This is a genomic window from Mesorhizobium sp. P2_F8, assembly GCF_056403655.1.
In genome coordinates this window covers 26,802-39,719 of sequence record NZ_JBFUFB010000026.1, presented here as the reverse complement: position 1 = coordinate 39,719, position 12,918 = coordinate 26,802, and the positions used below count along the sequence as shown (strand labels likewise).

At 59.0% G+C, this 12,918-nt stretch carries 9 protein-coding genes; 2 read left to right on the top strand and 7 right to left on the bottom strand.

Translation table 11 applies throughout. From position 1 onward, the window contains the following. Positions 1–223 precede the first annotated feature (223 nt). From otnK to AC1DZP_RS33230, 7 genes are all read right to left on the bottom strand, one after another. Positions 224–1,549, bottom strand: coding sequence for a 3-oxo-tetronate kinase (gene otnK, locus AC1DZP_RS33260; RefSeq protein WP_477308304.1), 1,326 nt, complete (start codon positions 1,547–1,549; stop codon positions 224–226). Between the two features lie 44 nt (positions 1,550–1,593). After that, positions 1,594–2,601: an ABC transporter ATP-binding protein gene (locus AC1DZP_RS33255; RefSeq protein WP_477237750.1), complete on the bottom strand. Its 1,008-nt coding sequence runs from the start codon at positions 2,599–2,601 to the stop codon at positions 1,594–1,596. Then, positions 2,598–3,608 (bottom strand): ABC transporter ATP-binding protein, encoded by a 1,011-nt coding sequence (locus tag AC1DZP_RS33250; RefSeq protein ID WP_477308302.1) that lies wholly within the window; start codon positions 3,606–3,608, stop codon positions 2,598–2,600. Before AC1DZP_RS33250 ends, AC1DZP_RS33255 begins: the two co-directional genes overlap by 4 nt. A 2-nt stretch (positions 3,609–3,610) precedes the next feature. Then, the gene (locus tag AC1DZP_RS33245; RefSeq protein ID WP_477237754.1) at positions 3,611–4,453 is read right to left on the bottom strand and encodes an ABC transporter permease; all 843 of its coding nucleotides are present in this window, start codon (positions 4,451–4,453) and stop codon (positions 3,611–3,613) included. A 5-nt stretch (positions 4,454–4,458) separates the two neighbouring features. Continuing rightward, positions 4,459–5,472: an ABC transporter permease gene (locus AC1DZP_RS33240; protein WP_477237756.1), complete on the bottom strand. Its 1,014-nt coding sequence runs from the start codon at positions 5,470–5,472 to the stop codon at positions 4,459–4,461. 68 nt (positions 5,473–5,540) lie between these two features. Further along, complete coding sequence (locus AC1DZP_RS33235; protein WP_477308300.1) at positions 5,541–6,971, bottom strand: flavin monoamine oxidase family protein; 1,431 nt, start codon at positions 6,969–6,971, stop codon at positions 5,541–5,543. 15 nt (positions 6,972–6,986) lie between these two features. Continuing rightward, complete coding sequence (locus AC1DZP_RS33230; RefSeq protein ID WP_477237962.1) at positions 6,987–8,612, bottom strand: ABC transporter substrate-binding protein; 1,626 nt, start codon at positions 8,610–8,612, stop codon at positions 6,987–6,989. An 884-nt stretch (positions 8,613–9,496) separates the two neighbouring features. Here AC1DZP_RS33230 and AC1DZP_RS33225 point away from each other — a divergent pair. Together AC1DZP_RS33225 and ligD are read left to right on the top strand one after the other, a co-directional pair. Continuing rightward, positions 9,497–10,510 (top strand): GlxA family transcriptional regulator, encoded by a 1,014-nt coding sequence (locus tag AC1DZP_RS33225; protein WP_477308298.1) that lies wholly within the window; start codon positions 9,497–9,499, stop codon positions 10,508–10,510. A 430-nt stretch (positions 10,511–10,940) separates the two neighbouring features. Further along, positions 10,941–12,884, top strand: a complete 1,944-nt coding sequence (gene ligD, locus AC1DZP_RS33220) for a DNA ligase D (RefSeq protein ID WP_477308308.1) — start codon at positions 10,941–10,943, stop codon at positions 12,882–12,884. Positions 12,885–12,918: the final 34 nt, after the last annotated feature.

The window sequence follows — 12,918 nt, the reverse complement described above, 5'->3', positions numbered from 1 at the left end:
ATATCATGGTGGACGTCGGTGTCTAGCATAAACGCAGTGATCGTGGAGAGACGCGAGACCGGTCGAAGGTGGCCAGCGGTTGTTTCAGCCGGCATTCGACTGGCCACTCCAGGCAGGCACGGAGCCGAGAGGCCATGCTGGGCTTCACGGTCACAGATTGAGAGCGAAGGCCTAGACGAGATGAATATCCTGCGGCAGTGGAGGTCGACATTTCAATATGTTGTTATTTTTTTAAAGGCGGCCATTCCGAGGCGGGCGTATAGGCCAAATCGCGTTGCATTTCGTCCAGAACGGTCTGGAACACATCCAGCTTGCCTAGTTTGCCCGACTTGAGCATCAACGCCAGCCGGTCCGGCAGTGAGGTCACCGCGCGCGCCATTCCGGGACCCTGATAGGGTCCCACGGTCATTTCCGATATTCCGAGCGCCGAGACGACGGCGCCCGACGTTTCCCCCCCCGCCACCACCAACCGCCGCACGCCCAGCTCCAGGGTGATCGTGGTCGCAACACGCGACAGGAGATTTTCTGCCTTGGCAGCCGCCTCGTAGCGCCCGTACCTCGACTGCAGCCGTTCGACGGAACCATGAGGCTGCGCCGTGCTGATCGCAAACGGGACGTTGTCGCAAATCGCCTTGCGTGCGAAATCAATCGCTTCCCCCACGACATCGTCGCCGGCGAAGGCGCGTTCCAAATCCACGGTGATGAATGGATAAGTTCGCGCAAACCACTCAAGCTGCAGCAGTGTCTGCTCGGCAACGCTTCCCACCAGAACAGCGCCCGGTCCCATCACGCCGGGGAGCGTGCCGGAGTGCGTGGCGCAGATAAGTCCATCTCGCAGCCAGATTGGCGGAAGATGCGCGGCAATCGAGGAATTACCGGTCAGGAGCGGCATGTCAACGCTGGCTTCGGCAATGGAGGCCAGATGGCGCTCGTGTAGAGTGTCTACCAGCACAAGCGAAATGTCCTGGTCGGCCAGGGTTTCGCACGCGGCACGAATAGCGGCTGCTCCCGAGTCGACCGCCTTGTAATTCACTAGGCCCGCCTTGCGGCGAGACTGCCGTTGCAGGACCCGCACCAAGTTAGAGTCGGTCATTGGCGTCAGCGGGTCGTTGCGTTTCGGCGACTCGGCCAACAGTTGCGGGCCCCCAAACATGTGACCTTGATAGACCGTCCTTTCTGTTTCGCAGAATGCAGGGCAAAAAAGAGCGTATCGAGCGCCAAGCCGATCCATCAGAGCCTCGGCGCAAGGGCCAATATTGCCATCGGCAGTTGAATCGAAGGTAGCGCAATACTTGAAGAATATCTGTCGTACGCCTCGGGCAAGGAGTGTTTCGGCAGCCTGCAAGACCTGCGAGATCGCCTCGTCGGCGGAAACCACGCGTGTCTTGAGTGCGATTACATGGGCATCGAAATCCGCGCCAGAATCTGTCGCCGTGCCGATCGTGAAACGCGTCCGGACGCCCCTTGCCACAAGCATGGATGCGAGTTCGGAGCCGCCGGTGAGATCATCTGCCACGGCGCCGAAAACCAGCTGTTTGTTCGAACTCAAGTCGCCCCCTGCCGACTATCCAAGGTTCGGGTTGTGCGCCGCATCTAGGCCTCCGGGAAATGGCACGCGGCGGCATGGCCCTGGGAGCGCGTTTCCAGTTGTGGGGTGACTTCCCTGCAGATGTCTTGCGCCTTCCAACAGCGGGTGCGGAAGGGACAGCCGGAAGGAATGTTCATCGGGCTTGGAACGTCTCCTGTCAGCGTTATGCGCTGGCGCTGGCGCTCCTTGTCTGGGTCAGGCAAAGGAACTGCCGACAATAGGGCCCTCGTGTATGGATGGGCCGGGTGTTCGTAGATGTCTGAGGCCTCTCCGATTTCCACGATGCGCCCCAAATACATGACCGCTAGCCGATCGGAGACGTGGCGCACCACAGCAAGGTCGTGGGCGATGAAAACGTAGGAGATTCCGAGCGTTTCCTGCAGCTCTTCCAGGAGGTTCAGGACGCCGGCCTGGATGGACACATCAAGCGCGGAAACCGGTTCGTCAAGAACCAGAACGGTCGGTTCAAGGGCCAGGGCGCGTGCTATACCCACGCGTTGCCTCTGACCCCCGGACAACTCATGTGGGTATCGGTCACCGTGTTCTTGCGACAGTCGAACCAAATCGAGCAGCTCCGACGCGCGTTTTAGCGCGGGCGCTCCTGTCACCCCAATCAGACGCAAAGGTTCGGCGATGATTGATCGCACTGTCATGCGCGGGTGAAGTGAGGCGAGGGGATCTTGAAAAACAATCTGAATGTGGCGACGGAACTTGCGCATCTGGTTGCGCGGGAGTTTCGTTATGTTGGTGCCTGAAAAATGGACTTCGCCCGAGGTGGGTTCAACAAGTCGAAGGATACATCTTCCAAGCGTGGATTTGCCGCATCCGGACTCGCCGACGAGCCCGAACGTCTCCCCCCGAAACAGCTCGAATGATATGCCAGACACGGCGTGTACCTGCATGGCCAGCCTCGTGCCAAAGAGCCCGCCCCGTATATCGAAGGACTTCTTCAGATTCCTGACGGAAAGGACCGGCGTTTCCTGGCCCAGAGGCGCTGTCATGGTTGTCGTCATCCGTGGCCTCCGGTGGCTTGGAGTGCAGGCGCGCCGGGCGAGCGCAGCTCTTCGGCGAAATGACACGCGGTCTCAACGCGATCCACGTGCCTGAGTGGTGGCTCTTGGTGGGCACAGATGTCTCGCGCGATTGGACAACGCGGGCGAAACGGACAGCCACTCGGTCTTGTCGATAGCGATGGGGGGTTGCCGGGGATTGGTATCAGCTTGCCGCCCTTCTTCTCGATATCGGGGAGACACGCCAGCAAGCCGCGCGTGTAGGGATGCCGTGAGTTATGAAAAATATCGCGCACCTCGCCTGTCTCGACCACCTTTCCGGCATACATCACCACGACGGTGTCGGCGACACCGGCGACCACGCCGAGATCGTGTGTGATCAACACAAGCCCGACCGGAAACATCCGGCGCAAGTTCGCCAAGACCTCGATGATCTGCGCCTGCACGGTCACGTCGAGAGCCGTTGTCGGCTCGTCAGCGATCAGGACGTCAGGATTGTTTGCTATGGCCATTGCGATCATGGCCCGCTGGCGCATACCGCCAGAGAACTGGTGCGAGTATTGCCTTGCGCGGACGTCAGGCTGAGGCACGGCAACGGTTTCCAGCAATTCAATCGCACGCAGGGCGGCCTGCCTCGCCGACATTTGGGGATTGTGCAGTCGCACCGCTTCCGCGATCAATTCCCCGACCCTCACGACTGGGTTCAGAGCCGTCATCGGATCTTGAAAGATCATGCTGATCTTCGAACCGCGCAATTGCTTTAGACGGCGCTCCGGAGCCCCGATGAGTTGCTCGCCATTGAGCAATATCGATCCGGATAGTGAAGCCAAGGGCGGCGGCAGGCCCATCACGGCGCGAACTGCCATGGATTTGCCAGAGCCGGATTCGCCGACGATGCTCACGACCTTTCCCGCGTGGACACTGAAGCTCACACCGCGCACGACCTCGATCCCTCGTCGCAGCGTAACGCGCAGATCGTCGACTTTTAGCAAGGGGCTATCGGACGTCACGACTAGTCATCCTTCGGATCTAATATGTCGCGGAGCGTATCTCCGACGAAGTTGCAGCCAAGGCCGATAGACAAGATCGCAAGACCCGGCCCAAACGCGATCCACCAGGAATAGAAGTGCGCGGCGCCTTCGGCTATCATCGAGCCCCATTCGGGGGTCGGTGGTTTGGCGCCCAATCCAATGAAGCTCAGCGACGCGGCCAAGAGGACGACCTGCCCGAAATCCATGGTGGCGCTGATGATCGTTGGAGTCCAGGAAAGCGGCAGGATGTGCTTCAGAAGCAACCGTGTTCGCGAGGCTCCGCCGGCAATCGCCGCTTCGATGTGGTCTCGAGACTGGACCTCGAGCACCTGGCCTCGCATCAGGCGCGCGTAAACAGGCCACCATACGACGACGATAGCGATGGCCGTGCTTTGTACCCCTGGTCCAAGTGAGGCAGCGATAGACATGGCCAGCAACACTGGCGGGAAAGACAAGGTTACGTCGACAAGGCGCATCAGCAAGGAGTCGACCCAGCCGCCAAAAAAACCGGATAGTGCCCCAAGGGCTGAGCCAATGAGCACAGAGGCGGCAACAACTATGACGGCAATGGATAGGGAGTATTGGGCGCCGTAGAACGTGCGGATCAGCACGTCGCGGCCAAGTGAGTCGGTTCCCAGCCAATGGGCCAAAGAGGGAGATTGGAGATGCCGGCCAACAATTTTAAGAGGCGCGTAAGGTGCCCAGAAGTCAACCGTCAACGCAATTGCCGTCCACACGGCAAGGATGCCTATACCAATCAGCAGGGCAGGCCTCGCTATGTGCCACTGGCGCGGCGAACTTGCTATCGAAACGATGGAAGTCATGCCATTCAGCTCAGCTTGATACGAGGGTTGGCGAATGCGTAAGCGACGTCGGTGATCAGGTTGGAGAACAGGAAGGCGGCCGCGCCCACAAGCGAGACGCCGATGATCGCGGGATAGTCGAGCGTTCTGGCCGAATCCACTGCGTAGGATCCGATGCCGGGCCATGCGAAGACGGATTCTGTCAGCACGGCGCCGGTGATCAGATAGGCGAAAGAATATCCGATGATCGTAAGCGTGGGGATCATGGCGTTGGGCAATGCATGCTTGAACAGAGTGCGTCTCTCTCCGGCGCCCTTCGCTCGGGCCGCCAGAATGTAATCTTGGCCCAGGACATCGAGCATGCTGGCTCGCACCAGGCGGGCCAGGATTCCGGTCACGGACCAGCCGAGAACGAAGGCGGGCAGCAGGAGATAATGGAGTGCTGTCAGGAAAGCCCGGAAATCGCCGGCGACAAGCGCGTCTATCGTGTACATCCCGGTTACGAAGGGCGGAGGTTCGCCGCGCGGATCAAAACGACCCGGCCCTGGTATGAGCGAAAACTGAACCGAGAATATGTAGAGAAGCAGTAGACCCGACCAGAAGACGGGTATCGTCGAGCCAAACAATGCGAACAGGCGGGCAATGTAATCCGCCCACTTATCGCGAAAGCGCGCGGCCACTATCCCAAGCAATACACCGCTTAGAGTGCCAAAGATCATCGCTGCGATGACGAGTTCAAGTGTCGCTGGAAGTCGCTCTGCAATGTCCGTCAGGATGGGCCTGCGCGTGCGAAAAGATACACCGAAATCGCCGGTGGCGAGGTTCTTGACATAGATGAGAAACTGCTCGGGCAGGCTTTTGTCGAGCCCCCAACGTTCCTTCGCTGCAGCCACGACCTCGGGGTTGTTCGTCATTCGATCGCTAACCAGGGCGGCGAGGGGATCGGCCTGCGTCATGTGAGAAAGGCAAAAGGCCAAGGCCGCCACGCCGAGCAAAAGCAGGGGCATGGCAAGAAGCCGTCTCAGGACGTATGTTAGCATTCGGAGTCTCGCTACTCAGTTACTTTACGATAAGGCGTACCAGTTCTGACTCTTTTATCCCGTCGCCGTTAACACGCCTCCGTTATTCGCCTGGCAGCGATTTCACCCGCAGCCAGGGCTCCTTCCATGTATCCTCTATATTCCGGCGACATGTGTGTGCCGGCCCAATACAGAGGCCCTACCGGTTCGCGAAGGTCACCAGCTATTGTTGTCAGCGCACCTGGTGTCAGGAAGGGGCTCGATGCCCCCCCGGACCATTCTTCATCCGCCCAAACCCGTTCCATATACTCGACCGGGTCTTGCGCTTCCGGTCCCAGAGCCTGCGTCAGCAGCTGGAGAACGCGTGCCTTTCGCTGCGCAGGCGCGAGGTTGTCGACACGGTAAGCGGGAAGTCCGGTGAACAGTGTGATCAGGATGCCCTTGCGCGCCTCTTCGTCCCCAAGGTCGTACGCCGCGGTGAGAGACCCATCGGTGGAGATGACGTTGCCATTGAGGTTGCGGTCACGCCAAAACGGCCTGTCGTAGACGATGACCGCTTTGGTGTTGCGCCCGTTGGGGAAGCGCTGATGCAGCATTCTGCGTTTTGACGGCAGTTGGGGCGTGAAGCGTATCTGGTTGATCATGGTCGGCGAGGTGGCGAATACGACATAGCGGGCCCGCCACACGCCGGCTTCCGTGTGAACCTTCGCACCTTTCGCTGTCCAATCCACGGTTCGCACGGGAGCCGAAAGCACGATGTCGTCACCAAGATCGCGCGCCATTCCCTCCGATGCGATCTGGGTTCCCATCATATGGGCTGACTGGCCGCCGCCCTCGGTAGACGACATAAAGATAGGCCCGCCACAAGACTTCAGCTTCTGGAGCAACTCAAGGGCGGAGATCTCCTCAGCCAGCGCTCCATAATAGGCTCCCGGGATGCGCGTCATTGCCCCGCGAACCCGTCCTGGCTCGCACACGCTGTTTACCCAGGTCGCGTAAGTGATGGAATCCAGTTGATCGGCATCGGCGCTCTCCCATGGGTTGGCCGCAATCCGGTCCATGGCCTCGTATAATTTTCCGAAGGCGTTTTTATACGCGGTCTGCTCATCGTCATTGAGACCGGGAACCGTCCCCATTGCCCCGACAAACGCGTCCTCACCGTGCAGACAAACCCGCTGCCCCGTCACGAACTGCTTGATCAACGGAACCGTGTACTTGTCAATCAGCTTGTTGATGCGTCCATGCTTGGGCGATACCCACTGTCCGCCAAGATCAACGCGCCCTCCATAGGCCGCGCTTGTAGGAGAATATGTGAGTCCTCCGACGCGATTGCGCGCCTCGACCACGATCACCGAAAGGCCGGCTTCCTTCAACAGGGTCGCGGCATTGAGACCCGACAGACCGGCGCCGATGACCACGACGTCGCGATCAAACTCCGTTGGCATGATAATAAATACCTCTTTTAAGGGAAAAATACCCGGATGCCGGAGATACACTCTCCGGCATCGGTTCTGTTTCATTAGAAAAGGTCGGCTCTATTTCCAGGAAATTTCGGACAAAACCATGTTGCAGCAGGCGCTGAAACGAAGTCCCGACAGGCCCTTCTTGTAGACGAAGATGTTGTCGGGGCTAACGATCGGAAGGATGATATGATCCTCGGCCATTCCGACGGCAAGTTTGCGGAAATAGCCGTCACTTTCAGCCCCACTCGTGGCGAGAGCCTTCTGCAACAGCTCCGCGGCTTCGGGCCTGGCGAGTTTCGGATCTTTACCCGCGCCAGCCCGCTTGTACCAAGCGGTATCCTTCATCATCGAAAAATACTGGATGTATTGCGCGGTCCCGAAATAATCGGGTGCATAGAAAACCGCCGTGAACGGGATCCCGTCTCCGTTTATACGCTCGCGCCAGACGGTGAACTCGATTGGCTCCAGGTTGAGCTGAACCTTTATTTCCGAAAGATCCTGCTGGATCTTCTGCATCATCAAGCTGTAGTCGACACCGTATGTGTTGACGTTTGGAAACGCGGTATCGATGGTGAACCCGTCCTCGGCACCCGCCTCCTTCATGAGCGCCTTTGCCTTCTCCACATCGTAGGAGATGGGTTCCGCACCGCCGGTTCCGGGGAAGCCTTCCGGAATGGCAGTCGCAAGGCGGCGGCCCTTGCCGTCAAGGGTCAAATCGATGATTCCATCATAGTCGATCGCGTGGGCGATCGCTTCGCGAACTTTGCTTCCCAGCGGATTGGACAGATTTTTGGCCCCGGGAGAAAGAGCGACATAGACCATGTTAAGCGAGGGCTGGGCATCAACGACGATGTCCGGATTGGTTATGCCCTTGGCCGTGGTCGGGTCCACTTGCATCGCGATGTCAGCGCTACCGCCCTCCAAGAGCTGAAGCTGGCTCACGCCACCCTTCGATTGCTGGAGGATGATCTCGGAGAGAGCGGCCGGCGTGCCCCAGAACTTGTCGTTGCGCTTCAGCCGTACCTCGTGGTTCGGGCTATATGAGGCGAGGACGAACGGACCCGCGCCTGCGGAGTTGGCGAGCAGCCATTGCTCCGCAGTGTCCTTGGTAGCAGCGTCTGGTCCGGCGTCGCCACCGTGTTCCGCAACGAGCTTGGAATTGAGGATGGACAGAAAAGGCGCGGACAGAACGCTCAGGAACTCCGAGTTTGGCGCGTTGAGATCAATGACGACGGTCTGCGCGTCCGGCGTTTCGATCGATTTTATCGGATCCACAAGATATGAGGCGTTGCCTTTGACGTTTTTGAATCGCTCCAGCGTCCATTTTATGTCCTTCGCTTCCACCGGCGAGCCATCGGAAAAGACCGCCTTCGGATTGAGCTTGAACGTGAAACGGGTCTGGTCGGCATTGACTGTCCAGCTATCCGCCAACATCGGCACGATCGTCTTGTTATCCTTGTCGAGATTCACAAGGCGCGCATAAGTGGACGTCAAATAGATCTGGCAAGTGTCGCACCACGCCCGCCCGGGATCCAAGGAATTGATATCCATATCGCGCGCGACCACCAGTGGCTTGTCTTGCGCTTGGCTCGCGCCAACACCGAAGGGCATCAGCATCGCCGCACCCGCCAGCGAGAGAGCGAGCGTATTTCTCCGAAGGATGCGAGCCGCGTGGGCACCGCTGTTCTGCATAACCATCATTGTAGCAACTCCCATTGTTACGTCTTCCGGCATTATTAGCCCTTGATATGATATATCATCGTGCATGTCTATGTTTAACGCACTGGCCGTGAAGTGATGCGAATTGTCATCTCCCATCGTATCCTGGGCTCGTCACTGAGCGCGTAGCGCGGTTCTAGGCGCAGCCCTTCAGTAGCTTGCCAGCGAATTGCGGCCCATGCATATCGCTTTGCGCCAACAACATTGCGTTTACCGCAATCCTGTTCGAGCCGACCGCGCCTGATAGGCGGTCTGGCGGTAAGGCTAGGCTTTCCTCGGCCTTCAACGCTTGACGCAGTCGGGATGCCGATTGAGGATGAACGGCGCAGCCAGGGTCTTAGCCCTGTCGATCAATGGAGCTTCGAAGGACGTGAAACACCTAAAGACGGAATCGCGGTCGGAGAAGGGCGCAATAGCTGTGCCAATGGTAATGGCCACAAGGTTTGCGCCGCTACCAATCCTCAAGTCTGCGCTCTCCCTTTTTATCAATGTGCTCCGCTCGGCGGGCGATCAGAGTGGCCAAAGCCGTCGGATACGGTTCGGGTGGCGACCGCCTGGTGAACTTGGTCTTCCAATTCGCCCAAGTTGCGCCGTTGAAGTGTTCCCCATCAATCAAGTCCAAGATCCTGAAGCACGATATGGTCGTGATGGATGGAGGGCTTCCAACGAATAGGTCAAGGTCACGTTTCCAAGAGACGCTACGGCCTCATTGGAGCGGCGGGCGCGATGGGGACCTGGCAGCGCCAGCTCGCAGACGAAGGCCGATAGCGCATTACGCAATAAGGATTGCGCTTATCGCTAGTCCCCCTTAAACCATGGCACGCTGGTCAGCATTAGGGACGTTTGGATACGAGCACCGTTGGATGGAACAGAAACGGAATCGAACGTCGCCCTTTGACGCCCAGCACAGCATAGCGGTCGTCTGCATTGAGCCGTCGCTTTACGCCACGCTTCTGGCGATAGAGCCGTTTCGCGCCGCCAACCGGATGAGCAAATCGCGCCTTTTCACGATCGAATTTGTTTCTATCGACGGCCAGTGCACCAACACCAATCTCGACATCTCGATTCCCGCTACAGCCACGATCGACGCGCCGACAACTTACGACCTTGTGCTTCTGTACTCCTCGTATGCCTGGGGCGGACAAGGCAAAGCCTCGCTTTTTCGATGGCTCCGGAGGCAGGCAACTGCTGGCGCCCATCTTTGCGGATTGGACGCTGGTGGGCTGCTTCTCGCGGAAGCGGGGCTGCTCAATGGTTTCAAGGCCACGGGCCATTGGAGCACGTTGGCGTCGTTCAAGGAGCTATATCCCGAAACGGAGATCGTCGAACAGCTGTTTGTCGTAGATCGAAACCGGTCGACCTGCGCGGGCCAGGCCGCCTGCCTGGACTATGCGCTCTTCATGCTGGATCGTTTTTGCGGCAGGGTTTTGCGGGATGTTGTCGCAAACGAGATGATTTACCCGTCAGTCAAAAGCGAGACAGGTCAACAACGTCAAATCATAAATGGCAACGCTTGGCATTCAAATCCTGTTCTTCTTTGTGCGCAGAAACTGATGCAAGACAACATCGAGGATCCGCTGTCGATCCAAGCCATGGCGAATGAATGCAGAATCTCCCAAAGAGAGCTTCAGCATTTATTCAGGAAGCATTTAAAAGCAAGTCCAAAGAACTACTACATTACGTTTCGACTGCAGCGCGCTAAGGAATTGCTTCTTTATAGCACGCTAAGCGTGCGGGAAACCGGATTAGCAAGCGGATTTACGTCTTCCGCGACATATTTCCGAGCTTTTCGGGCCCGCTTCAACACCAGCCCAATGCATTACCGACGCTCCTTCCAGGTGAATTCGTCCACTCCGGACGGACGCCGTCTTTATTGAACTGCCTCTGCGGATCAGCTTGGTATCGACGCGCGCCTCTACGCCTTCTATGCGCATCGAGTACAGACGCGCGCCCACAAGGCGGCGTCAACAGCCATCAACGATCGGCTGTGATCAAAGCGTAACAGGGAGCCAACGCCTGCTGCCGAGATCCACGCGGACCGCCGCGGACGGGGACAGTCGGTCCCGCGTCCCGTCCTGCGGCCGGCGCTATGCTGACGCTCCTACGGCTGTCCCGTTCACCGCCCGCGGCGGGGGCGAATTTCCTACGTCCTGCGCGCGACAATCGCCCGTTTTACGGACGCGCGCAGGACTGCGGCTTATACGCCGTTCTTCCTTTGAGCGCCGACGGTCGCCGGCGCAGAGATGCTTGGGCATGGAACCGAATCCCGGGCAGGGTATTGAATGGGACTATGTATCCGAGTTCCGTATGTCGGTTGTAGATGGCACTCTCAGCATCAGCAAAAGGCGCACGCGGCGCAGAGACTCAGAATCTATCCCTACATATCCGCTGCCCGGGTTTCGGTCGTTCCAGCTCTGCACATTGACAGACCAGATACCGGCGGGCGGGGATTGGCTCTTCGAGATGAAGTTCGACGGCTATCGTGCCCAAGTCGCCATCTCCGGCTCGAACGTCGTCGTCTATACCCGCAATGGCCAYGACTGGACCCGACAGTTCAAGGTCATCCTGCCGCCGCTTCAGAGACTGACCAAAGGCGCGGTGCTGATCGATGGCGAGATCGTCGCGATCGACAGCCAGGGCCGCACGAACTTCTCCATGCTGAAAACCGGCATTGCCGCGGGTATGCCCCTCAAGTTCTACGCCTTCGATCTGCTTGAATGCGATGGCGAAGATCTGTCGAACCAGCCGCTGCTCGAGCGCAAGGCGCGGCTTGAGTCGCTGCTGGGCGCGCGCCGCCCTGACGAAAGCCTGCAATTCTCCAGCCACATCGTCGACCAAGGCAAAAGGGTGTTCGACGCCATGTGCGAGGGCGGCCACGAAGGCGTCATCGCCAAGCGTGCCGGCAGCTCCTACGTCGGCGACCGCACCGGGAGTTGGCTCAAGATCAAGTGCACGAAGCGACAGGAATTCGTCGTCGGCGGCTATCGACCAAGTGACACAGGACATGGCATGGCCTCGCTAATCCTCGGCACTTACGACAATGGCAAGCTCATCTATCGCGGCCGCGTCGGCACGGGGTTCACCGCGGCGATGCGCAAGGACATCCTCGCGAAGCTCGACACACGCCGTGTTGAGAAACCGGCTTTCGCCTCCGTTCCGCGAGACATTGCCCGCCGTGCCCGATGGGTGATCCCCGAGCTTGTTGCCGAGGTCACCTATGCCGAAGTGACATCGGACGGCAGCTTGCGGCATCCAAGCTTTAAGGGCATGCGGGAAGACAAGCCAGCCGACCAGGTGGTGATGGAAATGCCGAAGACGCCGGCAACTCTTGGCTCCGCCTGTCTCGATCCGGGAATCGGCAAGGAGATCGCCGCTGCTGTCGGCGTCAAGCTGACGCATCCGGACAAGGTCATGTATCCGGGGACCAAGGTGACCAAGGCCACGCTCGCCGCCTACTATGCCGTGGTCGCCGAGAAGATGCTGCCGCACATCCAGGATCGGCCGCTATCACTGGTGCGCGATACCGACGGCGACCTGCAACAGACCTTTTTTCAGAAACACAGACTGCCAGGCATGCCCAAGGCCATCCATGACGGCCAGTTGGAGAAGATGTCCGGGAAGGAAAGCCGGATCTTGTGGATCGATGACCTGGCTGGGCTGATCGCAGGCGTCCAGATGAACGTGCTCGAATTCCACATCTGGGGAAGCCTGCGCCAGCAGCCGGATCTGCCACACCGCATGATCTTCGACATCGACCCCGACGAGGGCTTGGGCTTCACTGCCGTCAAGCAGGCAGCCCTCGACATTCGGGGCATCCTGGAAGCGCTTGGACTGCAGTCGTGGCCGTTGCTGTCCGGAGGCAAGGGCGTTCATGTGGTCGTGCCGCTCGTCCCGGAGGCAGACTGGGACGAGGTCAAGAGCTTCTGCCAAGACTTCGCCGAACTGCTGGCCCGTACAGATCCGTCGCGCTTCGTCGCCAACATGAGCAAGGCCAAGCGCAAGGGCCGAATGTTTCTCGATTACCTGCGCAACGGCCAGGGCTCCACTGCAATCTGTCCCTGGTCCACTCGGGCACGCGCGGGGGCGGGGTGCGCGGTGCCCGTCAGCTGGGAGGAGTTGCCATCCTGCGAAAGCGCCAACTGTTTCGATGTTTTCGCCGCCGCCGCGCGGGCTCAGCTGCCCGAAGCCTGGGAGGGCTATTTCGATGTCGAACAAATGCTTACCGACCGCATCCGCCACGCAGTCCGGTAGCGATAACCATACTAGATGGTCAGCGACATTTGCC